This window comes from Martelella alba, assembly GCF_006516955.1.
Lineage (GTDB): Bacteria > Pseudomonadota > Alphaproteobacteria > Rhizobiales > Rhizobiaceae > Martelella > Martelella alba.
Genome location: NZ_VHLG01000017.1, coordinates 24,564 through 50,372, shown reverse-complemented (window position 1 = coordinate 50,372; position 25,809 = coordinate 24,564). Strand labels below are relative to the sequence as shown.

Genomic DNA, 25,809 nt, shown 5'->3' with positions numbered 1-25,809 from the left:
AGCATCTTTTTTCGCATCACTCGACCACACGGGCCTGAACAGAGTAGACATCAAGCGGCAGGGCATCACCATTGAGATCGCTCGAAATCATCATGCGGGTCGGCGGCGTTCCGCCCGGATCAAGCCTGACGACCAGATGGTCCTTCTGCGAGGGCGCCGTGAAGCGGTGACGCTCGCAACCGGAAAGTGTGCCATCAGCACAGCTGATACCCACCGGCTGGCCGCCACCCTGGGGCGCACGAACCACGAAATCGACAATCACCGGCCGGGTGGCGGCAGATGACGCAATGGCTGCAGGCAGGGCGAAAGCAACAGAGCCTTCGCTGCCTTCTGCCATTGCCGTGATCCTGAGCGCTGGCTCGCCCTCGACATTGACCGCTTCGGCCCGCGCAGCAGCGCCGGTTGAAAACCCGGATGTGTCACCGGGCTTGAACATATCGGTCCAGACGACCTGCGGTTCGGAGGGATCGCCGGTCACGGTCACCGCGTCGCTCTCTTCGGCCACATCGGAGGTAACGAGCCACCACCAGCCAGCGACAACAATGCCCACGACGAGCAGGGCGGCAACGGCAGCCGAAGCAACAATACGTCCCCAGTGAATGGGCGGGCGACCACGCTTTTCGGTCTTGCGCTCAACGGCGGCCTGCTTTTTCTCGCGCCTTTCGTGGCTCTTGACCCGTTTGGCGCGTTTCTTTTCGCTGCGACCGGCGGCCAGTCCGTCACCGGCACCATGCTGGGCCTGAAACAGCCCGGACTGAACATCCGCTTCATCCGTGGCGGCCCGGTCATCTTCCGCCCGTTCGGCGACAAGGCTCGGCGCCGCCGCATCGCTATCGGCCAGAACCGGCGTTTCTTCAAACACCGCATGGTCCGCTTCACGCCGTTCATCATGGGCGGAGAAATCGGCCATCGCCAGATCAGGCTCAGGGCGTTCCTGCGGAGCGAAATCGGGTGCCGGTGCTTCGACCTGCGGTTCAGCGACCGGCGCAAAGATATCAGGCACATCTTCGCTCACCCGCGGCTCGGCCTCGTGGTCCGGCGTGCGCCCTGTGGCAAAGACATCATCAAAAAGCGGCGCCGGCGTCGCCTGCAGCCGCGCGGCGCGCACGGCCGCTGATTCGGCGCGCTCGATCTCGGTAATCACCTCTTCCAGTTTGCGCCGCTGACGCGAAACGGTTTTAAGATCAGTGATATTCTGGTTACGCAGGCCATTATCCAGCGCCTGACGCGCCGCCTGATAAATACGCGCGCGCTGATTGGCATCGCTGCGGTCGGCGCGTTCCAGCGCCTTTCTGATTGCATCTTCCAATCCGCTCACAATCAATTCCCGTGTTCGTTCGGCCCGAAATGCTATTGACAGGGTTTAATAGGCCGGATCAAGGCAAAAGCGAAGACGCTTACGTGGAGAATTGCATCACACCGCATCGCCAGGCGAACTGTTTCAAAACGGTCGCACAGGCGCTATCCTTTTCATTCGCACAGAAATGCCTGCAGGAAAGTGACACCCTTGGCCGAAAACTTCCGCCTCAATGACCTGATGCAGATTGCCCGCGCCGAGGGACGGATCGTCGCCGAAGATGCGGCCGAACGGTTGGGCGTCACGGTCCAGACGATCCGCCGCGATCTGGTCAAACTGTCTGAAACCGGAAAGCTGACACGCGTCCATGGCGGTGCTGTCCTGCCCTCCGGGACCGCCAATATCGGCTATGCCGACCGGCGTGGTCTGATGGCGGCAGAAAAGGCGGCCATCGCCACGGCCTGCACCAGTGCCGTGCCGGATGACGCGGCCCTGTTCCTGAATATCGGCACCACGACCGAGGCCGTGGCGCACGCGCTTCTGTCCCATCGCCGGCTGATGGTCGTTACCAACAACATCAATGTCGCCAACACGCTTGTTGCCAATCCCGGTTGCGAAATCGTGGTTGCCGGCGGCCATCTTCGCCGTTCCGATGGCGGCCTTGTCGGAACGCTGGCCAACCGCATCGTCGAGCAATTCAAATTCGATATCGCGATTATCGGCTGTTCAGCGCTTGATCAGGATGGCGACCTGCTTGATTTCGACATGCTGGAGATCGGCGTGACCCAGGCAGCCATTGCCCGCGCCCGCAAGACCTTCCTGGTGGCCGATCATTCGAAATTCTCCCGAAACGCACCGGCCAGGATCGCCTCTCTCGCCGATATCGACACGGTGTTCACCGACCGGCCACTGTCTCCGGCGCTCACGAAAGCCTGTCACGACTGGAAAACCGAAATCAGGATCGCCCCGGCAGAGGGCGAGATTGCCCGCGATCCGTGACGGCAAGGCAACGTCTCCGCCCGCGCGTATTTCAAAGAAACTGAATTTAATATAGCGAAAAATCGAACGATATTCCGCGCACCAGCTTCCTGGGGGAGAGAAAATATGGAGCGTGTGGGGACCGGCGGCTGCGCCGGATGCTGATGGCCAACCGGTCATGTTGGAAAGCAGACGCATTTCATAAGAGACCGTGAAAGCAGAACATCGAGGCATCTCTCCGCACTATCGAAGCGAGGCCAGACGTCCTTTGAACATGCAAGTGATGGGACAGCGTCTGGAAAACAGAAATTTGTTCTCACCCTTAGTCAGACAATTTCACGAGCGAGGAAAAAATGCGACCAACTGCCCCTCCATCATATGACAGCCTACCACTTGCGCATGACAGCGTACCGCTTGCGCAAGACGATCTTGACGCACTGCGGCAAAGCCTTGCCCGAAGCGAAGAGACAGCCAGGGTTTCCAAGCTGCAACTGGCAGAACTCAAAGGCGCACGCCTGCGGAACCGTCAACGCATCGAAGAACTGAGTAGCCTGTATCAGTCCATCAAGCGCAAAGTGCGTGACGACGGGCAACTTCGAACGCTGAAAATGAACGGGCGTATCTACGCAATGCGAATCTGCGAGATGCAGGAACGCCTGGAAGCGGCCCGGAGCGAGCGGAATCTGGCGCAGCGGCAGATTGAAAGCCACCAAAATGCAATCGATCGGCTACCCACCTATGAAGAAGCCATGCGGAGCAGGTCCCCCACGATAGGTGCGGCTTTGATGACACCGGCAGGGCAGCGCTGAGCGAACGGCCCCAACCGGGGCCGTCCCATTCCTCCGGTACGTTCAGGCGTTCCAGGCGATCGTCTTCTGGGTCTGCTCGCCAAGGCCCTCTATGCCAAGATGCATCGTCTGGCCTTCCTTCAGATAGACCGGTTCCGGCTTGATGCCCATGCCGACGCCGGGCGGCGTGCCGGTGGTGATGATGTCACCGGGCTGCAGGCTCATGAACTGGCTGAGATAGGCGACCAGATGGGCAACGCCGAAGATCATCGTCTTCGTCGATCCGTTCTGATATCGATGACCGTCGACCTCAAGCCACATGGAAAGCTTCTGCGGGTCTTCAACCTCGTCACGGGTGACAAGATAAGGGCCGATCGGGCCGAAAGTATCGGCGCTCTTGCCCTTGACCCACTGGCCCGAGCGCTCAATCTGGAATGCACGTTCCGACAGATCATTGACAACGCAGTAACCGGCGACGTGTGACAGCGCATCTTCTTCCGCGATATAGCGGGTTTCCTTGCCGATGATGATGCCGAGCTCGACTTCCCAATCGGTCTTGACCGAATTCTTCGGAATGCGGACATCATCATTGGGGCCGATAATGGCACTGGTCGCCTTCATGAAAATGATCGGCTCTTCCGGCGGCGTTGCGCCGGTTTCTGCGGCGTGATCGGCATAATTGAGACCGATGCAGATGAACTTGCCGACCTTGCCGACGCAGGGACCGATACGGCTGTCAGACGGCAATACCGGCAGGGCGCCGATCTCGGCGGCGCGGATACGCGCCAGCTCGGCATCAGACAGGGCGTCTCCGGCCAGATCGACCACCAGCGAGGAAATATCGCGATAGGTTCCGTCAATATGAAGGATAGCCGGTCTTTCGGCACCCTTGGCGCCGAGGCGAAGCAGTTTCATGGTATTTCTCCCGTTTCACGACCCTTTGGTCAGGCCATGTGCGCAAAGTTATGAAGGGTTTCGGATTTCATCTCAATGGAGAAGCCCGGACTTTCAGGCGGCATATAGGCCGCATTCTCGATCCGGCAGGGCGCCAGAAAATGTTCGTGCAGGTGATCGACATATTCGATCACGCGGCCTTCCTTGCTGCCCGAGACCACCAGATAATCAATCATCGATAGGTGCTGGACATATTCGCAAAGCCCGACCCCGCCAGCATGCGGCCAGACCGGCAGGCCGTATTTCGCCGCCATCAGCAGCACGGAGAGCACCTCGTTCAGCCCGCCAATGCGGCAGGCATCGATCTGGACGATATCAATCGCACCACCGGCGATGAATTGCTTGAACAGAATACGGTTCTGGCACATTTCGCCGGTGGCGACCTTGACCGGCGCCACCGCCTCGCGGATCTTCCGATGGCCCGCAACATCATCCGGGCTGGTCGGCTCCTCGATGAAGAAGGGGCGGAAGGGTTTCAGCGCGCTCACCCAGTCGATGGCCTGCGAGACCTCCCAGACCTGGTTGGCATCGATCATCAGCGTGCGATCTTCACCGATTACCTCGCGCACGATCTTCAGCCGCGCCACGTCTTCCTCCATATCCTGGCCGACCTTCATCTTGATATGGGTGAAACCGGCATCAACCGCTTCCTGCGCCAGCCGCCTCAGCTTCTCGTGGCTGTAGCCAAGCCAGCCGGCAGAGGTGGTGTAGCAGGGATAGCCATTGGCCTTCAGCTCCGCGATCCGTTCCGCCTTGCCAGCCTCTGCCCGGCGGAAGATTTCAAGCGCGTCGTCCTTCGTGATCGCATCGGTGAGGTAGCGGAAATCGATGATCGAGACCAGCTGCTCGGGCGTCATATCGGCGACGAACTGCCAGACCGGCTTCTTCGCCCGCTTGGCCAGCAGATCCCAGACGGCGTTGACCACGGCACCGGTGGCGAGGTGCATCGCCCCCTTGTCCGGCCCGATCCAGCGCAGCTGGCTGTCGCCGGTGACATGCCGCCAGAACCGCCCCGGATCCGACTCGATCCAGTCGAGATCGAGGCCTACCACACGGCCGGTCAGGGCGGCGATTGCCGCGCAGACCACCTCATTGCCACGGCCGATGGTAAAGGTCAGGCCGTGGCCTTCAAGCGCGCTGTCCGTCGTCAGAATGACATAGGCGGCGGAGTAATCCGGGTCAGGGTTCATCGCATCCGATCCGTCGAGCTTGGCTGAGGTCGGAAAGCGCAGATCATGCGTCGTAAGGCCGGTAATCTTGGTCATGTGATATCAGGGTCCGGTCAGGGCGGCAGGCCGCATTTGATGTTATCGGTTCAGCTCTCGTCAGCAGGCCCAGGCACCATCGATGATATGGGCCTGGCCGGTCGTATAGGTGGCGCCGGCGAGATAGACAGCGAGATCGGCGATCTCTTCCGGCGTACCAATCCGGCCGATCGGCTGGCGGGCGATGAAATCGCGGCGCGCCTTTTCATAGTCACCGGTCGCCTTCAGCCGGTCCTGCAGCGAGGGGCTGTCGACGGTGCCCGGCGCGATGGCGTTGCAGCGAATGCCCCTGGTCACATAATCGGCGGCAATGGCCTTGGTGAGCCCGATCACAGCCGCCTTGGTTGTGGAATAGGCGAAGCGGTTCGGCACACCCTTGATGGAGGAGGCAACCGAGGACATGTTGATGATGGCGCCATCGCCCTTCTCGATCATGCCCGGCAGGAAGGCGCGAATGGTGCGCACCATCGCCTTGACGTTGAGATCAAACGCGAAATCAAGATCGCCATCCTTCATCTCCAGCACCGAGCCGTTGTGAACCACACCGGCGCAGTTGAACAATATGTCGATCGGCCCGATCTCGGCGGCGGCGTCCGCCACGGCGGCATCCGAGAGCACATTCAGCACCCGGGTCTCGATGCCGGCTGGCAGTTCGGTGAGCTTTTCGGCATTGATATCGGTTGCGATCACACGGGCGCCGGCATCGGCGAAGGCCTTTGCCGATGCCGCGCCAATGCCTTGGGCTGCGGCGGTGATCAGGCAGGTTTTTCCGGAAAGACTGGACATGAGCGCCTCCTCTTCGTGCTCAGGCAATGATGCGATGCGCGCCCTTGATCGAAGCCTTTTCGATCGCGGCGAAATCCCAGTCGATGCCAAGACCGGGCGCAGATGACGGGATGGCATGACCATTTTCGATGGTCAGACCCTGATGGGTGATGCTGTCGAGCTGCGGGATATATTCCACCCAGCGCGCATTCGGCACGGCAGCGCAGAGCGCCACATGCAGCTCCATCAGAAAATGCGGTGCCACGGCCACGTTGAAGCATTCCGCCATATGGGCAACCTTGAGCCAGGGCGTGATGCCGCCGATCCGGCCGACATCGACCTGAACGATGGAACAGGCCCGGCGCTCCAGATAATCGCGAAACTGGCCCGGCGCATAAAGGCTCTCACCGACCGCAACCGGGATTGAGGTCCGGCGCGACAGTTCCGCATGACCGGCGACATCGTCCGCCGGAAGCGGTTCTTCCAGCCAGCCAAGGCCAAGCGGCTGATAGGCCTGAGCCCGACGGATAGCCTCGTCGACGCTGAAGGCCTGATTGGCATCGGTAAAGATCTCGAAACCGGGGCCGACCGCATCTCGCACCGCAGCAATCCGGGCGACATCTTCGTGAATCGGCCGCCCGACCTTCAGCTTGGCGCCCGAAAACCCTTCCGCCTTCGCCTTCAGCGCATCGTCAACGAGGGCTTCGGGTTGCAGATGCAGCCAGCCGCCTTCAGTGGTGTAAAGCGGCACCGAGGCCTGCGCCCCGCCCGCCAGAAGATGGAGCGGCAGGCCGAGCTTTCGCGCTTTCAGATCCCACAATGCGGTATCGATGGCGGCAAGCGCGATCGACGTAATCGCGCCGACCGAGGTTGCATGGGTCAAAAACAGAAGATCGCGCCAGATCCGTTCGATCTCCAATGCCTCCCGGCCGATCAGCGCTGGCGCCAGTGTCCTTTCCAGAAGCGCCATCACCGATGGGCCGCCGGTGCCGATCGTATAGGAATAGCCAGTGCCCGTTGCGCCATCATCATCAGTGATCGTGACGATCGGCGTTTCCTGCGAGACGAAGGACTGGATCGCATCGACCCTTCTGACCTTCGGCTTCAGGTCGACCATCTGAAGTTCAACACGGGTGATCTTTGCCATGATCAGGCTCTTAAGCTTCGGCCCGATGCCTGATCGAAGACATGGAGGCGGTCGAGATCGAGCGTGAAGGTCAGGGTCTCACCGGGTGAAACCGGCCGCGGATCCAGCATCTTGGCCTGGACATCCTTGCCGGCAAGCTCGGTGAAGATGATCGTCTCGGTCCCAAGCGGTTCGGCAATCACAACGCCAAGATCAATCTCCAGGGACCGTTCTTCAGGATGCAGCGAATGGCCCTTGGGCGCAAAGGCATCGGGGCGGAAACCGATCACCACCGTCTGTCCGTTCAGCACTTTGGCAGCAAGATCAGCCGGCAATGGCACGGATGTTCCATCGGAAAGCCTTGCAACGGCTGCGCCATCGGACGTCTCGACCGTGGCGTCAATCTGGTTCATCGGCGGGGAGCCGATAAAGCCGGCAACGAAGGTGTTGACCGGGTTTTCGAAAACCTCCGTCGGCGTGCCGACCTGCTCGACATGGCCGTCGCGCATGATGACGATCCGGTCGGCCAGCGTCATCGCCTCGACCTGATCATGCGTCACGTAAATCACCGTGGTCTTGACGCGCTGATGCAGTTTCTTGATCTCGACGCGCATCTGACCGCGTAATTTGGCATCGAGGTTCGAGAGCGGCTCGTCAAACAGGAACACATCCGGATGGCGGACGATGGCGCGCCCCATGGCGACGCGCTGGCGCTGACCACCCGACAGATTGGCCGGCAGGCGGTCCATGAAGCTTTCCAGGCCGAGAATGCCGGCTGCCTCGTCGACGCGCGGCCTGATCTCCTCCGGTTTCATCCCAGCGATCTTCAGGCCGAAGCCTAAGTTTTCGCGCACCGTCATATGCGGATAGAGCGCATAGGACTGGAACACCATGGAGATATTGCGCGAGCGGGGCGGCAGATCGTTGACGACGCGGTCGCCGATACGAAGCTCGCCGCCGGAAATCTCCTCAAGACCGGCGATCATTCTGAGTGTTGTCGACTTGCCGCAACCTGACGGGCCGACCAGAACAACAAATTCATTATGGGCGACATCGAGATCGATGCCATGGACAACGTCCATTGATCCATAGCGCTTGACGATTTTGGAAAGGTGCACTTCGGCCACGGGACTATCCTTTCACACCACCGAACGTCAGTCCGGCAATCAGATGCTTTTGTACGATGAAGGTGAGAATGAGCGCCGGAATGATGATCATGACGGCCATGGCGCTCATGCCGGTCCAGTCAACGGTGAACTGCGCGGTGAAATCCATCAGCCCGACAGGCATGGTCTTCGATGCGGTGGTGCGGGTCAGCTGACTTGCCAGGGCGAATTCGTTCCACGAGGTGAGGAAGGCAAAGATGCCCGCCGAGGCAAGGCCCGAACGGGCCAGCGGAAATTCCACCTTCCAGAAGGCCTGCCAGCGGGTGCAGCCGTCAATCTGGGCAGCTTCCGACAGGTCGATCGGGATCTGGCGGAAAAAGCCGTCCGTCAGCCAGATGGTGAAGGGAATGTTGATCGCCATATAGACGAGGATGATGCCGAATTTGGTATCGATCAGACCGAGCCGGCTCCAGATGATGAAGAGCGGCAGCGACAGCGCCACGCCGGGTACGGTACGCGACAGCATGAAGGATAAAAACAGCGCCCCCTTGCCCCTGAAGCGGTAGCGGGCAAAGGCATAGCCGCCCATCATCCCGACCAGGATCGCCACCACGGTGGAGGTCAGCGAAATGATGATCGAGTTCAGGAAATAGGAACCGACCGGCAGGCCCTGCTGGCGATCCGGCAGAAGGCCGAAAATGCCGAGGAAATTATCAAGCGTCCAGACCTGCGGGATCCAGACCGGCGGGCGAGCCAGCACCTCGACATTGGGGCGGAAGGCGGTCAGCACCACCCAGGCGCCCGGCACAACCAGTACCAGCATGGCGCAGAACACCATGAAGCGGATGCCCCAGCGCTGCCAGGGTTTTTCGATGGTTTTTGCCGCACTCATTGGGCGCCTCCCATGAAGACGCGCGCCTTGGACAGGTTCTTGTAGAACATGATGGTGAAGGCGATCGACAGAAGGATCGAGATATAGCCCATGGCGTTGGCCATCCCCATTTGTGAATTCTGATATCCGGTGCGCGTCATCAGCGTCCAGATGAGTTCGGTGCGCCCGGCGGGACCGCCATTGGTCATGATCTTGACCATGTCATAGGCGCGGGCGACATCGAGCGAGCGGATCGTCATGGCAATCCAGATGAAGGGCATCAGGAAGGGCAGCGTGATGTGGCGGAACACCTGCAGGGGATTGCAGCCATCCACCCTGGCCGCCTCGATAGGCTCCTTCGGCATGGCGAGCAGACCGGCCAGCAGCAGGATTGCAAAGATCGAGGTCGACATCCACATCTCGGCAACGATGATCGAATAATTGGCAAGCCAGGCATTGACCAGCCACGGAATGGGTTTGGAAATCAGCCCGAGCGAGAACAGCGCATTGTTCACCAGCCCGACGGAATCGTTGAAAATATATTTGAACTGGAAACCCACCAGAATCGGCGAGAACATCATCGGAAACATCATCACCGTTCTGAGCGTGCGCTGGCCCCAGGTGATCTTGTTGATGAGCAGCGCCAGGCCAAGCCCCATCACCATTTCCAGATTGAGCGCAATGGTGATGAAGACAATGGTGCGGCCAAAAGCCCACCAGAAATCCTCATTGCCCATAAGGCGCTTGTAGTTTCTCAGTCCCACAAAGTTATAAAGCGTATGGGGCTTGGTGAGATTGTAGCTGGTAAATGACGTCCAGAAGGACACCAGCAGTGGCAGCAGCACCACCGCGAGGATGACGATGATGGCCGGCAGCAACAGCAGATACGGCGTCGCCTTCGGCGACCTGAGAAACTTCATGTCACGCCTTCAGAATTGTTCGATTGTCGGAGACCGGTCTTCCCGGGAATGACCGCCGGACCAAATCCGGCGGTCGCTGATAGAGATCAGGCTCAGTAGTAGCCTGCATCTTCCATGATCTGCGTCGCCTGCTTGGCGGCATCATCCAGCGCTTCCTGCGCCGTCTTTTCGCCAACGATTGCCGCCTGAAGCTGCGGCCAGAGCACGTTGGAAACCTCGATCCATTCCGGAATCAGCGGCGGCGTGCGCGCATCGGCCAGCGACTGCTGCCAGACCTCGAACATCTGGGCGAGATTCTGCTTGCCGTTCTCGTTGAACCACGTGATCACGGCCGGATAGGTGGCGGTGCGGGTTGGCAGATTGCCGGCCTCGGCCTCCATCATCTCGCTTTCATCATTGGTCATGAAGACGGCGAAGGAAACGGCCGCTTCCTTGTTGTCGCAATCCTCAGTGACCGAGAAGGAATGCGAGCCCGACCAGCCGCCACGCTTGCCGGACGTGCCGACCGGGGCCAGCGCATAACCGAGATCATCGGCGATCTTGGACGAGGACGGATCGGAGAAATAGGCGGCAAAGCCCGGCCAGTCGAGATCGATGGCGAGCTGACCGGCGGCCATGGCCTGACCGATATCATCCCAGGTGTAGTTGACGGTTCCGGCCGGTACGGCGCCTGCCTTGTAGATATCAATGAACCAGTTCAGCGCATCAACGCCAGCCTGCGAATTGAAGATCGGCTTCAGGTTTTCATCAAAGATATCGCCGCCATTGGCGCGCAGGATTTCCATGAAGCGGCCGGACATGCCCTCATCCTTGCCGGCAAAGGCGGTGCCATAAAGGTTCGGCGGATCGGCAAAGAAGATGATCTGGTCCTTAAACTCGTCAAAGGTCTTCGGCGGGGCGAGATCCGTGCCGTATTTCTCCTTCCACGCCGCCTGGTTCTTCGGATCGGCGTAAAGGCTCTTCTTGTAATAAAGATTGGAAACATCGGTCACGCGTGGCAGCTGGACCAGACGGCCGTCGACCTTGGCTGAGGCAAGCGTGCCCGGCACATATTTGTCGAGTTCGGACTGGGGAATGTAATCCGTCAGATCGATATAGAGATCGCCATATTGCGGGGCGAAGCTTGTGTGATTGGAACCAACGCACCAATTCACCGAACCGGCGGCGATATCCTGCTTGATCTCACGGTCGAGATCGAAGTGATTCTTCGAGGACACGATTTCGACCTTGGCACCGGTCATCTTTTCCCATTCGGGAATGCGGGTGTAGAGCTTTTCATACTGGGTGCCGCCAATCAGCTTCACCTTCAGCGTGTAGTCGGGAAACGAGCCGTAATCGAAGTCGTCGGCATGAGCGGCGACCGCGAGCGCGCCAAGCGCGCAGCACGCCGCCAGAAGCGTCGTTAAGGGTTTCACTGCCATTTTCTCCTCCTCGACCTTCCAAATGCCAAGCCAGAAAAGACTTGATCCTCCATATTTGAAAAGTCTATTCGTATATAAGCATGGTTTTCGACGGGACGTCAACGTCCGGGTTCTGAATAAAGACCAAATTCGGAATTCTTATGGTTGCAAGATGCACAATGTTGAGGCGAAAAAGAAAAGATGCGGCCCCGTTCGCATGAGCAGGAAGAACAATGACAACAGAAGAAAACGATCGCTATCGCGCCCCCGCCCTCGATAAGGGCCTCGATATTTTTGAACTCCTGGCTGAAACCGAATCACCGCTCAGCCAGGCGGAGATTGCCAAGGCGCTGTCGCGCACGCCCAACGAAATCTACCGCATGCTCGACCGGCTGGTCAGGCGCGACTATATCCGCCGCACGCCGGAGGATCGCTACGAAATCACGCTGAAGATGTTCGAGCTGGTCCATGCCCGCCCGCCGCTCAGACGTCTCGTCAATCAGGCTGTTCCGCTGTTGCAGACCCTTGCCCAGGATGCCGCGCAATCCTGCCATCTCGTCGTCTTCGATCGCAATGCACCGGTGGTCGTTGCCCAGGTGGACGCACCATCCTACTGGAGCCTTGCGGTACGTGTCGGCACCAGGCTCGGCCTCACCACCACCGGATCAGGTCTCGTCTTTCTCGCCATGGCCACACCGGAACATCGCGCGCTGATGCTGAAGGGTTCCGGCGAAAGCCTCAATGCCGATCTTGAGGCGGAACTGGAGACGATCCGCGCTCAGGGCTATGTACTGATGCCCAGTGGCCAGATTTCCGGCGTCACCAATATCACCGCGCCGGTGATCGGTCCGCTCGGCACCGTAATCGCGGTGGTGACCTGCCCCTATACGGAACGGCTCGACCGCGTGCTGGAGACTGATATTCAGGCAGCGCTGACGCTGGTGCTCCGGACCGCAGACCAGCTTTCCCAGGCCCGCCGGCAAGGAGGAGATGCCGGCTGAGCCGATAACCCCGCATGACAGGAGGCGTTCATGCGCATCATCGACACCCATCTTCATCTGGTCGAAAAGGACCGCTTTTCCTATCCCTGGCTCACCGGCGCCCCGGCGCTTGACCGGACGTTTTCTGCCGTGGACTATTTCGCAGAGGCAGAACAATATGGCATCGAGGCCGCTCTTCACATGGAAGTGGATGTGGCGGAAGCGGACATGGCCGCAGAAACCCGCTTCATGCTGTCGGCCCATCGCAAGATCGCTGGCGCGATTGCCGCCTGCCGCCCGGAAGATCTTGATTTCCCGGCCTATCTGGAGGAAATGGCCGCGGTTTCGGGCGTGAAGGGCTTCCGTCGTGTCCTGCATGTCGTGCCGGACGAGATCTCGCAGGCGCCGCTTTTTGCCGAAAATCTGAACCGGCTTGCCCCGCTCGGGCTGACCTTTGATCTGTGCGTTTCCGCCCGGCAATTGCCGCTTGCCATCGCTCTGGCAAGAAAATGCCCCGGCGTGCAGTTCATTCTCGATCATTGCGGCGTTCCCGATATCGAAGGCGGCGAGCTTGATCCATGGCGAAGCCATATGTCCGAACTGGCCGGGATCGACAATGTCGCGGCCAAGATTTCCGGCGTCATCGCCTATGGCGGTGCGAACTGGTCGGTCGACGGCCTGCGGCCCTATGTCAGCCATGTGATTGAGCGCTTCGGCTTTGACCGTATTGTCTGGGGATCTGATTTCCCGGTCTGCACGCTGACGGCCAGTCTGAAGGACTGGGTTGCCGCGACAAAGACGCTCATTGCCGGCGCCAGCGCAGAAGAGCAGGAGAGACTGTTTTCGCTGAATGCCATGCGCATCTACAAAATCTGATGCCCTTAAGGAGGACCCCATGAAACGCTACGGAATGGTGATCGGGCTCAATGCCGACAAGGTCGCCGAATATAAGAAGCTCCATGCCAATGCCTGGCCGGAGGTTCTGGCCATGATCAAGGCCTGCAATATCTCCAACTATTCGATTTTCCTGCGCGAGCCGGAAAACCTGCTCTTCTCCTATTACGAATATCACGGTACCGACTATGAGGCCGACATGGCCAAAATGGCTGCCGACCCCAAGACGCAGGAATGGTGGACATTCTGCATTCCCTGCCAGAAACCGCTCAACACGAAAAAGGACGGCGAATGGTGGATCGACATGGAAGAAGTCTTCCACGTCGATTGATACATCCGTCGCGCGACGGCTCAGACGAGCCCGCGCGCGACGATGCTTTTCACCATGTCTGAAACACTGTCTTCGGCTGTGTAGGGTGTGCGGCCAAGCAAGCGCTTTGCCCGTTCTGAATCCAGTGCGGGGTGGTAGCCCAGTTCGTTGACATTGGCGCGGATATCGCCATCAAACAGGGCCAGAAGCCGGACCAGCCAGTCCGGCGCCTGCCGGGTTGAGATCTTCTTCGCATAGGCCGGCGCCGCCCGTGCCGCGATTGCCGCCAGATCCTTCATCCATAGCCCGGCAAAGGCCGAGAGATGACGCTTTCCGGCCGCCTCGGCATCCGTCAGGGCATTGACATGAAGGGTCGCTGCATCGCGAACGTCGACAATATCCACCGCCAGGCGCGGCATCATCGGAAACTCCCCGCGCAGCAGCCGCTGGAAAATCGCCCCCGACGTGCCGGGATCGGCATCCAGCAACGGCCCGACAATGAAACCGGGATTGATGACGGCAAGCCGGGACGGGTCTTCGGCCAGTTCCCAGGCGCGACGTTCAGCCAGATTTTTCGACAATGCATAGGCCGCGAGCCTGCCTTCGGCGGGGTCCGGCCAGTCATCGGAGCCCAGATGATCCGGCCGGCCGGGTCCGCGGCCATAAACGATTGCCGCTGTCGAGGAGGTGAGGACAACCCGTTCGATACCGGCCTTGCCGGCCGCACGCATCGCCCGCTCGGTGCCTTCCACCGCCGGGCGTACCAGCTGATCCGGGTCCTTGGGCATGGTGGTGACAAAGGGCGAGGCGGAATGGATCATGAAGCGCGCGCCGCGAGCGGCCTCATCCCAGCCTGCGTCACTCATGAGATCAAGCGTCACCGTCTCCAGCCGGGAGACATCGGCGCCGGCCTTTTGCAGCGTCTCGCCGAGCGCCTTTACCCGGGCGCCGTCAGGCCCCGGATTGCGCAGGCTTCCCCGCACGCTATAACCTCTGTTCAACAATTCGAGGGCGATATGGCCGCCAAGAAAACCGGTGATACCTGTGAGAAGCACTGTGTCGGTCATGATGGTCTCTTGAAATGAACGATTTGAACGATAAATGTTCAATTAGTAAAGTTTTTGGAGTCTTCAAGACCGTGCCTGCAACAAAGAGCAAAAAAACCGCCGAACGGACGCAACGCATTCTCGATGCCGCCCAGGAACAGTTTCTCGAAACCGGCCTGCGTGGCACGACGATGGAGACGCTCGCCCGCCGCGCCCGCGTCGCCAAGCCAACACTCTATGCCTATTTTCCAGACAAGGAGGCCGTCTTCAACGCCGTGATCGCACGGCTGATGGAGGACTGGACACAGATCGTCGGCACGGCACTGAGCTCCGATGGCAAGCCTGAAGAGCGCATCGCCCGCGCCTTTCTTGCCAAGTTTTCCGCCGCAGATGATCTCATTTCCGGCTCACCGCATGCCGAAGAGTTGATGCGCGAAGGCGCCAATCTTGCCACCCGCAACGCCTCCGGTCTCGAAGACTGGCTCTATGAAGCGATTGAAGCGCTGCTGGTTGAGCATGGGTTTGAGCGCAGCGATGCTGCCCATCGCTCCGACATGCTGGTCGCCTGTGTCTCCGGGCTCTATAAATTCACCGGCAGGCGCGATCAGCTGGCCGAGGACGTGGCTTTCGTCACCAGACGCCTGCTCGGCTGAACTGATTCAAAGCGCTGATCTTTATGAATCAGATCGGCGTTCTAACCACCCTGCTCTGCGGCCCGGGTCTTTTTGACGAAATCCGGATCGGCAATCGCACGGCGGAACACCGCGCCCTCATCGCCATCGTCAGGATAGTCGATGTGATCGGGCGTGCCATCCTCGATATGGGCAAAGAGGGTTTGCGCCACTGGTGAGCAATCCAGCACATCGAAAAAATCAGCCGGCAGATCACCGCTTTTCCAGGCATCGAACTCATCGGGTCCGAAAAATTCGAGAAGCCGGGTGAAACTGTCACTGTCGAACTGCGTCGTCAGGGTCATCTCGCTGTCGAGCATCATCAGGTCACAGGTTTCAACCCGCGTCTCGGCATCAAAGCTGCACTGCCCGTCATCGGTCTTGATGTAGGACACGGTGCCCTTCTCGGCGAACAACGCCTCATCTATGGCATAGCCCGTATAATGCCCCGTCGCATCCTTGGCGTAGAATTTCACAAAACAGGGATCAAGCGGCGACATTTCCAGCGGCGCGATGCCATTATCGGCAAGGAAGCGGTTATTGGCGTCGATACGCGCCTGCCTTGCGGCCTGTTCGTCCGGCGAAAGCGCGAAGGCAGGAAAGCCAAACACACCGGAAGGCGGATAGGCCGCCGGATCAATATCCGGCATTTTTGCCATCGCGGGAAAGGCCATGCCGGTGAAAAGCAGTACGGCAATCGGGAACTTCAACATAACATCCTCATCCGGACGCGCCCTGCCGCTCGCCCCATTCCGCAAGACTAGTCACAGCGCATCGCTCAGGCAAGCCATGACACGGCGCCCACAAGGAAGCCATGATTGACAAATAATCCTGAAAGGCCCCTTGCGTATTATCCAAATTTGAATAATCTATTCACATAAGAATGACACCGGTCGAATTTTCCGACCGAGCCTGAAGGAGGAGCAGGTTGTCAGAGGAGCACAGCACCGTCGCCCAAAGCTGGCCGGCGGTTGAAAATCCCCGTCCGATCGTGATCATCGGCGCGGGGTCTATTGTTACAGATGCGCATCTTCCCGCCTATCGCATGGCAGGTTTCAGCGTTGCCGGGATCTACGACATCAATGGCGAACAGGCCCGGAAGGTCGCTGACAGCTGGGACATTGCGGCCTTCGCGACACTTGAGGACGCCATGGCCGTGCCGGACGCGATCTTCGATCTGGCGCTTCCGCCCTTTGCCCATCTGTCGGTGCTGGAACAGCTGCCGGCCGGATCAGCCTGTCTGATCCAGAAGCCGATGGGACGCGATCTTGGCGAGGCAACGGCAATCCTTGAAGCCTGCCGCGCCCGCAATCTCACCGCTGCGGTCAATTTCCAGCTGCGCTTCGCCCCGATGATGCTGGCGATCCGTGATCTTGCGGCAAGCGGCGCGCTCGGCGAGATCGTTGATGCCGAAATGCACGCCAATATGATGACGCCCTGGCATTTATGGCCGTTTCTAAAAGAGATGGAACGGGTCGAGATCCTGCTGCATTCGATCCATTACCTCGACCTTTTCCGCCATTTCCTCGGCGATCCGAAGGGCATCCATGCCAGGACGCTTGGCCATCCCGACACCACGGTGTCGCAAAGCCGGACCGCAGCCATTCTCGATTATGACGCGCCGGTGCGCGCCGTCATGTCGATCAACCACAATCATGATTTCGGCCCGAAATTTCAGGATTGCTCCTTCCGGCTGGAAGGCACGAAAGCTGTGGCGATTGCCACGCTTGGCGTCAATCTCAACTATCCCAAGGGCGTACCGGATGAATTGTGGTTCTGCGAGAAAGGCCGGGACTGGCAGTCGCTGCCGCTTTCCGGCACCTGGTTTCCGCATGCCTTTATCGGCACGATGAGCAATCTCCAGCGCTTCGTTGCCGGTGATGATGCCGCCCTTCTGACCAGCGTCGAGGATGCCTGGAACACCATGGCCCTCGTCGAGGCGGCCTATGAAAGCGCGGCCGCGCCTGCAACGCCCATCAAGGAAAAACCATGAGCGACATTGATGACGACCTGCCGCTTTCGAGCGTGCTGGTACTGGATATGTGCCAGTTTCTCTCCGGCCCATATTGTTCGCTGCGCCTGCAGGATCTTGGCGCCCGAGTGATCAAGATCGAGCGGCCGGATGGCGGCGATCTCTCGCGCCGGCTCTATCTCTCCGACACCGAGATCGGTGGCGATTCGACAATTTTTCATGCGATCAACCGCTCCAAGGAAAGCCTCGCCATCGACATGAAGAGCCCGGATGACCTTGCCGCGCTGAAGACCCTGATCGGCAAGGCCGATATCGTGCTGCAGAATTTCCGGCCCGGCGTGATCACCCGGCTTGGCCTCGATTACGAGACGGTGAAGGCGATCAATCCCGGCATTGTCTACGGCTCCATCACCGGTTATTCCGAGGCGGGGCCCTGGGTAATGCGGCCGGGTCAGGATCTGCTCGCCCAGGCGCGCTCCGGCGTGATGTGGCTGAACGGCGATGAGGATCAGGGGCCGGTGCCCTTCGGCCTTGCCATTGCCGATATGCTGGCCGGTGCTGCCCTTGCCCAGGGGCTGCTGGCCGCACTGGTGCGCAAGGGCCGGACCGGGCGCGGTGCCCATGTGGAAACCAGCCTGATCGAGGCGCTGATCGATTTCCAGTTCGAGGTGCTGACAACGCATCTGAATGACGGCAAGCGCCCGCCAAAACGCTCCAATTTCCGTTCGGCCCATGCCTATCTTTCCGCACCTTACGGCGTGTATCAGACGGTGGATGGCTGGCTGGCACTCGCCATGATGCCGATCGACCGGCTGGAAGATGTGCTTCAGATCGAAGCGCTTCGCCCCTATTGCGGCAAGCCTGCCTGCTGGTTTTCCGAACGCGACACGATCAAGGCAATCATTGCCGAGGCATTGAAGGCCCGGACCACCGAGCATTGGCTGTCATTGCTGGAGCCGGCCGATATCTGGTGCGCACGCGTTTTGGACTGGCCGGCGCTCCTGGAGCATGAGGGGTTCAAGGTGCTGAACATGCTGCAGACGGTCACCCGGGAGGATGGCGTATCGATCACCACCACGCGCTCGCCGCTCAGGATTGACGGCAAACGCGGCGCCACCGGGCGCGCGGCACCGCTGATCGGCGAACAATCCGCCAGAATCCGAGCGGAGTTTAACCTATGATGACGGTTCTGAAGGGCATGACCTGGAGCCACCCGCGCGGCTATGACCCGATGGTGGCGACGGCGAGGCAATGGGCGCAGAAAACCGGCGTGCTGATCCGCTGGGACAAGCGCTCGCTGCAGGATTTCGAAAGCTTTCCCGTCGAGGAGCTGGCCCGCCAGTATGACCTGATCGTCATCGATCATCCCCATGTCGGCCAGGTGACGGCGGAGGGCTGCCTCCAGCCGCTGGATGTGGCGGGCCGGGAAACGGAACGTCAGGCACTGGCGCTGGGGTCCGTCGGCACCTCCTATGACAGCTATCATTTCAACGGCCGTCAATGGGCCTTTCCGATTGATGCCGCAGCCCAGGTGATGGCACTCGGCCCCGAGCTTTCCGGCGACGCGCCCGCCGATTTCGATGCGGTGCTTTCCCTCGCCCGAGACGGCCGCGTTCTGCTGCCGCTCCGCCCGCCGCACAGTCTGATGACATTCTTCACCCTTGCGGCAAATACCGGCTTTGCCTGCCGCAATGACGGGCCGGGCCTGTTTGTCGATCCGGCAGGCGGCGAAGCAGCGTTTGAACGGCTGACAGAGCTCGCAAGTCTGGTGCCTGGAGACAATTTCAACCACGACCCGATTGCCGTTCTGGAAGAAATGGCACGGGCCGAGAGCCCCTACATCGTCTCGCCCTATATTTACGGCTATGTCTCCTATGCCATGCCAGGCTTCCGGGCGCGGCAGATTGCCTTTGCCGATATGCCGGGCATCGACCGGAACGGGCCGCGCGGCTCCGCACTTGGTGGCACCGGCATTGCCGTTTCCGCCTTTTCGAACAACCCGGAAGCAGCACTCGACTATGCCTATTGGGTGGCCTCGGGTGACGTGCAGAAGGCAGGCTTTGCCAAAGCCGGCGGCCAGCCGGGCCATGCGGATGCCTGGGAAGACGACGCCGTGAATGCGGCAGCCGGGCAGTTTTACCGCAGGACAAGGCGAACGCTGAAAGAGGCCTATCTGCGGCCGCGCCATGATGGCTACATGGATTTCCAGGCCAGAGCCTCCGCAATCATCAATGACGGGCTGACCGAGAAACGCGCGGCAAGCGCCGTGATCGCCAGTCTCAACGCCGCCTATGAGGAGAGTTTCAATGGAACGGCCGCGCTATCTTGAAGACATCGAACCCGGCGAGAGCCGCAAGACCTATGGCCGAACGATCACTGAAACGGACTTCGTCGTCCATGCCGGGCATACGGGGGATTTTTTCCCTCATCATATGGATGCCGAACACATGAAGGCGACGCCCTTTGGCCAGCGTATAGCGCATGGCACCATGACCTTTGCCATCGGCATCGGCCTGTCTGCCTCCGAGATCAACCCGCTCTCCTTCACCTATGGCTATGAGCGGCTGCGCTTTCCCAAACCGGTCTTCATCGGCGACACGATCCACACGGTCTTGACCATTGCCAGCCGCGCGGATGACCCCAAGCGCCCCGGCCATGGCCGCGTGGTTGAGGAGGTGCGCGTGATCAACCAGCGCGATGAGGTCGTTATGGCTTGTGACCACATTTACCTTGTCGAAAAGAGAAAATCATAACTATCTGATTTTTAATATTTAAAAATAACCCTCTGCGACCAAATCACAAGCTTTGCGTTTTTTGATTTACGTACATCAAAAATCACGCTATAGCTTGCCCATTCAAGGCGCAAAGCCGCCTTGTCGGGAGTGAAAGACGAAAGGCGGAAGACCGCGCAAAACACGGCAAACCGCCCCGTCGATCAGGAGGCAGCAAACCGGTCCAGCTGACCGGTGGCAGACGGGATTTTATGACAATGCGGCCAACGGTCCACGATATCGCATCGGAAGCAGGCGTCAGCCTGGCGACGGTCGATCGCGTGCTGAACGGCCGCCCCGGCGTGCGCCAGAAGACCAGGGACAAGGTCGAGGCGGCAGTTGAGAAACTCGGCTATGTCCGTGATGTCGCCGCCGCCAATCTGGCCAAGGGCCGCATCTATCCCTTCACCTTCATCCTGCCGCTCAACGACAACTCCTTCATGCAGGCGCTTGACGAGGCGGTCCAGCAGGAGCGGCTTCGCGGCCGGGTGGAGCGCACCCAGATCGATATCGTCCGCGTGCCGGCCTTCGATCCCTCAGCCCTTGCAGCCGCCATTGACCGGGTGGCGGAAACGGACACGGCCGGTATCGCCCTGGTCGGCATCGAAGCTGCTGACGTCTCCGCAGCCATTGGCCGGCTGCGCGCCCGCGATATTCCCGTCGTCACGCTGGTTTCCGATCTCGAAGACAGCGCCCGCGACCATTATGCAGGCGTCGACAACGAGGCTGCAGGCCGCACGGCCGGAACGCTTCTTGGCCGGTTCCTGTCCGGGCGCAGCGGCAAGATCGGCATTCTCGCCGGTTCGCTATCCGTGCGCGACCATGCCAATCGCCTGAAGGGCTTTCGCCATGTGATCGAGGCCGGCTTTCCCGGTCTTGAAATCCTGCCGGCGATCGAAGCGCAGGACGATAGCGCCCGGTCCCGCGCCATGGTGACAGACGCGATTGCCGCCGATCCCGACATGATCGGCATTTACAGCCTCGGCGCCGGTAATCGCGGCCTGATCGGTGCGCTGGAGACAGCGCGCGGCCATGGCCGTGAAATCGTCACCATTGCCCATGAACTTTCCGGCCACGCCCGCAAGGCACTGGAAAGCGGCGTCTTCGATGCCGTACTCAACCAGGATGCCGGCCACGAGGTCAGAAGTGCCATCCGCGTTTTGAAATCACGCGCCGACGGACTGAATGTCATCGCCGCACAGGAACGCATTCGTATCGATATATTCATCAAGGAAAATCTGCCGTAACGGGCAATAAGCCCCGGCAGAAAGGGAGGACAACATGTATCTCGGCCTCGATCTCGGCACATCCGGCCTCAAAGCCATGCTGATCGACGACGCCCAGAAGGTGATTGCCAGCGCCGATGCGCCGCTCACCGTCCAGCGTCCCCATCATGGCTGGTCCGAACAGAACCCGGCTGACTGGGTAGCCGCCTGTGAGGCGGCCGTCAGCCGGCTGCAGCAGCGCCATCCAGCAGAGCTGGCCGCCGTCACCGGCATCGGCCTTTCCGGTCACATGCATGGTGCAACGCTGCTGGATGCATCCGGTGCGGTGCTGCGCCCCTGCATCATGTGGAATGACACCCGCAGCTTTGCCGAAGCGGCAGAACTCGATGCCGATCCGCGCTTCCGTGCCATCACCGGCAATATCGTCTTTCCGGGCTTTACCGCACCGAAGCTCGTCTGGGTGAAGAAGAACGAGCCGGACCTTTTTGCCAGGGTCGCCAAGGTTCTGCTGCCGAAGGATTATCTGCGCTACTGGCTGACCGGCGAATACATTTCCGAAATGTCGGATTCGGCCGGCACGTCCTGGCTCGACACCGCAAAGCGCGACTGGTCTGACGAACTGCTGGCCGCAACCGAGCTGAAGCGCGAGCAGATGCCGGCGCTGGTGGAAGGCTCCGCCCCCGGCGGCGTGCTGAAGGCCGCCCTTGCCTCGGAATGGGGCATGACCGGACCGGTCGTGGTCGCTGGCGGCGCCGGCGACAATGCAGCATCGGCCTGCGGCATGGGCACGGTCAAGGATGGCTCGGCCTTCATCTCGCTCGGCACATCCGGCGTGTTGTTCGCCGCCAATGACCGCTATCTGCCCAAGCCCGAAAGCGCCGTTCATGCCTTCTGCCATGCGCTGCCCGAAACCTGGCACCAGATGGGCGTGATCCTGTCGGCGACCGACGCGCTGAACTGGTATGCCCGCGTCACCGACAAGAGCCCGGCGGCGCTGACCGGCGAGATCGGCGAAACCCTCGTCGCCCCCAGTGATATCACCTTCCTGCCCTATCTTTCCGGTGAGCGCACCCCGCATAATGATGCTGCGATCCGCGGTGCCTTTATCGGTCTTGCCCATGAAAGCGACCGGGCAGCGCTTACCCGTGCCGTGCTGGAAGGCGTTACCTTTGCCCTGCGTGACAGCCTTGAAGCGCTGAAATCAGCCGGGACCTCACTCACCCGCATCACGGCCATTGGCGGCGGCTCACGTTCACGCTACTGGCTGAAGGCGATTGCAACCGCGCTGGAACTGCCCGTCGAAATTCCCGCCGACGGCGATTTCGGCGCTGCCTTCGGTGCGGCCCGCCTGGGCCTCATCGCGGCAACCGGCGCGGACCCGGTCGACGTCTGCACTCCGCCCGCCACCGCAGAAACCATCCTGCCGGAACCGGGTCTTACTGCCGCTTTCGAGGCGGCCTATCAGCGTTACCGGGCGCTTTACCCGGCGATCAAACCCCTGTCTGCCCTCTGACATTGTCATGGAACAATGCACGTCTGCAACAGAATGAAACCTTAAAGGGAGAAACCCATGAGCACCGGATTTTTCGGCGATATCGCCAAGATCAAATATGAAGGCCCGGACAGCGACAACCCGCTGGCCTTCCGCTACTATAACCCCGACGAGGTCGTGCTTGGCAAGCGCATGGAAGACCATCTGCGCTTCGGCATCGCCTATTGGCACAGCCTGGCCTATGAAGGTCTCGACCCGTTTGGCGGCCGCACCTTCGACCGCCCGTGGTATGACGGCGGCATGGACAAGGCCAAGCTGAAAGCCGATGTTGCCTTCGAACTCTTCACCCTGCTCGGCGCCCCCTTCTACTGCTTCCACGATGTGGATGTCCGTCCGGAAGGCGCAACCTTCGCCGAAAGCACGAAGAACCTGAACGAAATCGTCGATTATTTCGCCCAGAAGCAGGAAGAAACCGGCGTCAAGCTGCTGTGGGGCACGGCCAACCTGTTCTCCAACCGTCGCTTCATGTCCGGCGCTGCCACCAATCCCGATCCGGATGTCTTTGCCTATTCTGCTGCCACCATCAAGACCTGCATGGATGCAACGATGAAGCTCGGCGGTCAGAACTATGTTCTGTGGGGCGGTCGCGAAGGCTATGAAACCCTGCTGAACACCGATCTGGCGCATGAATATGACCAGATGGCCCGCATGCTGCACATGGTTGTCGAATACAAGCACAAGATCGGCTTCAAGGGCGCGATCCTGGTGGAACCGAAGCCGCAGGAACCCTCCAAGCATCAGTATGACTTCGACGTTGCCACGGTTTACGGCTTCCTGAAGAAATACGGCCTGGAAAATGAAGTGAAGGTCAATGTCGAACAGGGACACTGCATCCTGGCCGGTCATACCTTCGAGCACGAGCTGGCCATGGCCCGCACACTCGGCATTTTCGGCTCCGTCGACATGAACCGCAACGACTATCAGTCCGGCTGGGACACCGACCAGTTCCCGAACAATGTGCCCGAACTGGCGCTGGCCTATTACCAGGTTCTGCTGGCTGGCGGCTTCACCACCGGTGGCTCCAACTTCGACAGCAAGCTACGCCGCCAGTCGATTGATGCCGAAGACCTGCTCTACGGCCATATCGGCGGTATGGACACCTGCGCACGCGGCCTGAAGGCTGCCGCTCAGATGATCGAAGACAAGGCGCTTTCCGGCCCGCTCGCCGAGCGCTATGCCGGCTGGGACAAGCCCGCCGCCAAGAAGATGCTGGCTGGCGAGATGACGCTTTCCGACATTGCCGACATGGTTGAAAAGGAAAACCTCAACCCGCAGCCGAAATCCGGCCGCCAGGAATATCTGGAAAACATCGTCAACAAATACGTCTGAGACCAGACGCATCCATCGATGTGGCAATGACAGGCCGGGGCGTGAATGCGCCCCGGTTTGCTGTCTTGACGAACCAATCTGCCCCCTTTGACGTCATGCCTATGCTTGGTCCAAAGGCATCCAGCGGACATGCACCGGCACGCAGAACGGCTCTTTCTATTCTTCAATATCTGCTGAAGCTGGATCCCCGCGGGCCAAGCGCGGGGATGACGACAGTGGGGCTGGCTATTCCACCCCGAACCGGCAATCTGAATGACTTTGTCAGCGCCCTGGTATTTTTGCCCTCTCTAAAACGCCGTAAACACACCGATCACCAGCGCATTGGCGAGGTCGACGAAGAAGGCGGAGACCAGCGGCAGGACGATGAAGGCGAGTGGTGCGGGGCCATAATGCTTGGTCACCGATGACATGTTCGCAATCGCCGTCGGTGTGGCGCCAAGCGTGAAACCGGCGACACCGGCTGATAGCACGGCTGCGGTATAATCCCGCCCGGCAAGCCGGAAGAAGACCAGCAGAATGAACAGTGCGGTGATGACGACCTGCAGCATGAGAACCGCAATCAGCGGACCGCCGAGACCGGCAAGCGTCCACAGCTGCATGCTCATCAGCGACATGGCCAGAAAGATCGACAGCGAATAGTCGGAGATCAGTGCCAGCGCCTTGGTGCGGGCCGGCCATTCAAGCTTCGGCATCAGGCGCGGTACCGTGTTCGACAGAAAAATCGCCACCAGCAGGCAGGAGACGAAGGCCGGGAGTTTCACGCCCGTTCTTGCGATCAGCCCGTCAAGGCCATACCCCAGCATGATGGCGATATTGGTGACCAGCAGCGCCCGGATCAGGCTGACATGATTGACGGCACGGTGCTCCGGCCGGTCTTCATAGCCGATACCCACCAGTTCGGCAGAAACGGCCTCCGTCTCCGGCGTCAGCCGGTTGCGCTCGATCAGCAGCTTGGCCAGAGGCCCGCCGAGAAAGGAGGCGACGACAAGACCGAGCGTGGCGGCGGCAATGCCGACCTCACTTGCTGCGGCAAAGCCGGTCTTTTCGGCAATGGTCGGCCCCCAGGCAATCGCCGTGCCGTGCCCGCCAATCAGCGAAGCCGAGCCCAGAAGCACGCCGACATCAGCCGGCAGGCCGAAGGCCAGCGCACCGGCAAGCCCGACAATATCCTGGACGATGATGAAGCCGAGCGTGACGGCAAGCAGAATGCCGAGCAGCCTGCCGCCGGATACCAGATCGGAAAGCCGGGCATTGAGGCCGATCGTGGTGAAGAACACCACCAAAAGCTCATCCCGCGTGTCGAGCGTGAAGGAAATCTCGATATGAAAGAAACCGTAGATCGCCCAGGTAATGAGCGCGACAGAAAGCCCGCCAGCGACGGGCTCGGGAATGTTGAAATTGCGCAGAAAGGCAATCCTGCGGGTCAGAAGCGCCCCGAGAAAGAACACCACCATGCCGATTGTCAGCGCCTGAAAATCGGGAATAACCCATTGGCTCGCAGTCACTTCGTCCATCGGCAATCCCCCCAGGCCGGAATAGAACTGCCCGGAAGCCTAACGCCACCAGCCTGCAAAGGAAAGCGGCAGCC

Annotated in this window: 25 protein-coding genes; 13 read left to right on the top strand and 12 right to left on the bottom strand. The window is 60.1% G+C overall.

The features are described from left to right. Nucleotides 1–16: 16 nt before the first annotated feature. Nucleotides 17–1,318 (bottom strand): hypothetical protein, encoded by a 1,302-nt coding sequence (locus tag FJU08_RS20005; protein ID WP_141150827.1) that lies wholly within the window; start codon nt 1,316–1,318, stop codon nt 17–19. Nucleotides 1,319–1,507: 189 nt separating this feature from the next. Between FJU08_RS20005 and FJU08_RS20000 the strand changes: the two genes are divergently transcribed. After that, nucleotides 1,508–2,296, top strand: a complete 789-nt coding sequence (locus tag FJU08_RS20000; protein ID WP_141150826.1) for a DeoR/GlpR family DNA-binding transcription regulator — start codon at nt 1,508–1,510, stop codon at nt 2,294–2,296. Nucleotides 2,297–2,628: 332 nt separating this feature from the next. After that, entirely contained in the window at nt 2,629–3,084 is a 456-nt protein-coding gene (locus FJU08_RS19995; protein WP_141150825.1) for a hypothetical protein, read from the top strand. A gap of 42 nt (nt 3,085–3,126) precedes the next feature. Here the strand turns inward: FJU08_RS19995 and FJU08_RS19990 are convergent, their stop codons facing one another. The 8 genes from FJU08_RS19990 to FJU08_RS19955 form a co-directional block, all read right to left on the bottom strand. After that, a complete protein-coding gene (locus FJU08_RS19990) occupies nt 3,127–3,978 on the bottom strand; it encodes a fumarylacetoacetate hydrolase family protein (RefSeq protein WP_141150824.1) in 852 nt (283 codons plus the stop codon). A gap of 29 nt (nt 3,979–4,007) precedes the next feature. After that, complete coding sequence (locus tag FJU08_RS19985) at nt 4,008–5,282, bottom strand: L-fuconate dehydratase (protein WP_141150823.1); 1,275 nt, start codon at nt 5,280–5,282, stop codon at nt 4,008–4,010. A gap of 60 nt (nt 5,283–5,342) precedes the next feature. Then, nucleotides 5,343–6,068, bottom strand: coding sequence for an SDR family oxidoreductase (locus FJU08_RS19980; protein WP_141150822.1), 726 nt, complete (start codon nt 6,066–6,068; stop codon nt 5,343–5,345). Nucleotides 6,069–6,087: 19 nt separating this feature from the next. Continuing rightward, nucleotides 6,088–7,194: a mandelate racemase/muconate lactonizing enzyme family protein gene (locus FJU08_RS19975; RefSeq protein WP_141150821.1), complete on the bottom strand. Its 1,107-nt coding sequence runs from the start codon at nt 7,192–7,194 to the stop codon at nt 6,088–6,090. A gap of 2 nt (nt 7,195–7,196) precedes the next feature. Further along, nucleotides 7,197–8,300, bottom strand: a complete 1,104-nt coding sequence (locus tag FJU08_RS19970; protein WP_141150820.1) for an ABC transporter ATP-binding protein — start codon at nt 8,298–8,300, stop codon at nt 7,197–7,199. A gap of 4 nt (nt 8,301–8,304) precedes the next feature. Further along, nucleotides 8,305–9,171 carry a carbohydrate ABC transporter permease gene (locus FJU08_RS19965; protein WP_141150819.1) on the bottom strand — a complete coding sequence of 289 codons (867 nt, stop codon included), beginning with the start codon at nt 9,169–9,171 and terminating at the stop codon, nt 8,305–8,307. Then, nucleotides 9,168–10,070 (bottom strand): carbohydrate ABC transporter permease, encoded by a 903-nt coding sequence (locus tag FJU08_RS19960; RefSeq protein ID WP_141150818.1) that lies wholly within the window; start codon nt 10,068–10,070, stop codon nt 9,168–9,170. The genes FJU08_RS19965 and FJU08_RS19960 overlap by 4 nt, the downstream gene beginning before the upstream one ends. A gap of 92 nt (nt 10,071–10,162) precedes the next feature. Next, nucleotides 10,163–11,485, bottom strand: a complete 1,323-nt coding sequence (locus tag FJU08_RS19955; protein ID WP_407943729.1) for an ABC transporter substrate-binding protein — start codon at nt 11,483–11,485, stop codon at nt 10,163–10,165. A gap of 218 nt (nt 11,486–11,703) precedes the next feature. Between FJU08_RS19955 and FJU08_RS19950 the strand changes: the two genes are divergently transcribed. Genes FJU08_RS19950 through FJU08_RS19940 form a run of 3 tightly spaced genes read left to right on the top strand, consistent with a single transcriptional unit; the run spans nt 11,704 to nt 13,675 of the window. Then, on the top strand, nt 11,704–12,471 hold the full coding sequence (locus FJU08_RS19950; protein WP_141150816.1) for an IclR family transcriptional regulator: 768 nt from the start codon (nt 11,704–11,706) through the stop codon (nt 12,469–12,471). A gap of 30 nt (nt 12,472–12,501) precedes the next feature. After that, nucleotides 12,502–13,326 carry an amidohydrolase family protein gene (locus tag FJU08_RS19945; protein WP_141150815.1) on the top strand — a complete coding sequence of 275 codons (825 nt, stop codon included), beginning with the start codon at nt 12,502–12,504 and terminating at the stop codon, nt 13,324–13,326. 19 nt (nt 13,327–13,345) lie between these two features. After that, a complete protein-coding gene (locus FJU08_RS19940; protein ID WP_141150814.1) occupies nt 13,346–13,675 on the top strand; it encodes an L-rhamnose mutarotase in 330 nt (109 codons plus the stop codon). Between the two features lie 20 nt (nt 13,676–13,695). On the opposite strand, the gene FJU08_RS19935 is transcribed toward FJU08_RS19940, so the two are convergent. Continuing rightward, nucleotides 13,696–14,721, bottom strand: coding sequence for an NAD-dependent epimerase/dehydratase family protein (locus FJU08_RS19935; RefSeq protein WP_141150813.1), 1,026 nt, complete (start codon nt 14,719–14,721; stop codon nt 13,696–13,698). Between the two features lie 71 nt (nt 14,722–14,792). On the opposite strand from FJU08_RS19935, the gene FJU08_RS19930 reads away from it, so the two are divergent. Then, on the top strand, nt 14,793–15,353 hold the full coding sequence (locus FJU08_RS19930) for a TetR/AcrR family transcriptional regulator (protein ID WP_181409951.1): 561 nt from the start codon (nt 14,793–14,795) through the stop codon (nt 15,351–15,353). Between the two features lie 41 nt (nt 15,354–15,394). Here FJU08_RS19930 and FJU08_RS19925 read toward each other — a convergent pair whose 3' ends face one another. Continuing rightward, the gene (locus tag FJU08_RS19925) at nt 15,395–16,084 is read right to left on the bottom strand and encodes a hypothetical protein (protein WP_141150811.1); all 690 of its coding nucleotides are present in this window, start codon (nt 16,082–16,084) and stop codon (nt 15,395–15,397) included. A gap of 215 nt (nt 16,085–16,299) precedes the next feature. Between FJU08_RS19925 and FJU08_RS19920 the strand changes: the two genes are divergently transcribed. From FJU08_RS19920 to xylA, 7 genes are all read left to right on the top strand, one after another. Then, on the top strand, nt 16,300–17,364 hold the full coding sequence (locus tag FJU08_RS19920; protein WP_141150810.1) for a Gfo/Idh/MocA family protein: 1,065 nt from the start codon (nt 16,300–16,302) through the stop codon (nt 17,362–17,364). Continuing rightward, nucleotides 17,361–18,524: a CaiB/BaiF CoA transferase family protein gene (locus FJU08_RS19915; RefSeq protein WP_141150809.1), complete on the top strand. Its 1,164-nt coding sequence runs from the start codon at nt 17,361–17,363 to the stop codon at nt 18,522–18,524. The genes FJU08_RS19920 and FJU08_RS19915 overlap by 4 nt, the downstream gene beginning before the upstream one ends. Next, nucleotides 18,521–19,672 (top strand): extracellular solute-binding protein, encoded by a 1,152-nt coding sequence (locus FJU08_RS19910; RefSeq protein WP_141150808.1) that lies wholly within the window; start codon nt 18,521–18,523, stop codon nt 19,670–19,672. The genes FJU08_RS19915 and FJU08_RS19910 overlap by 4 nt, the downstream gene beginning before the upstream one ends. After that, nucleotides 19,650–20,096 carry a MaoC family dehydratase gene (locus FJU08_RS19905; protein WP_141150807.1) on the top strand — a complete coding sequence of 149 codons (447 nt, stop codon included), beginning with the start codon at nt 19,650–19,652 and terminating at the stop codon, nt 20,094–20,096. The genes FJU08_RS19910 and FJU08_RS19905 overlap by 23 nt, the downstream gene beginning before the upstream one ends. A gap of 236 nt (nt 20,097–20,332) precedes the next feature. Continuing rightward, complete coding sequence (locus tag FJU08_RS19900; RefSeq protein ID WP_141150806.1) at nt 20,333–21,361, top strand: LacI family DNA-binding transcriptional regulator; 1,029 nt, start codon at nt 20,333–20,335, stop codon at nt 21,359–21,361. Nucleotides 21,362–21,395: 34 nt separating this feature from the next. Beyond that, on the top strand, nt 21,396–22,853 hold the full coding sequence (gene xylB / locus FJU08_RS19895; RefSeq protein WP_141150805.1) for a xylulokinase: 1,458 nt from the start codon (nt 21,396–21,398) through the stop codon (nt 22,851–22,853). Nucleotides 22,854–22,910: 57 nt separating this feature from the next. After that, nucleotides 22,911–24,221: a xylose isomerase gene (gene xylA, locus FJU08_RS19890; protein ID WP_141150804.1), complete on the top strand. Its 1,311-nt coding sequence runs from the start codon at nt 22,911–22,913 to the stop codon at nt 24,219–24,221. A gap of 287 nt (nt 24,222–24,508) precedes the next feature. Here the strand turns inward: xylA and gltS are convergent, their stop codons facing one another. Continuing rightward, entirely contained in the window at nt 24,509–25,735 is a 1,227-nt protein-coding gene (gltS, locus tag FJU08_RS19885) for a sodium/glutamate symporter (RefSeq protein ID WP_141150803.1), read from the bottom strand. Between the last annotated feature and the right edge of the window lie 74 nt (nt 25,736–25,809).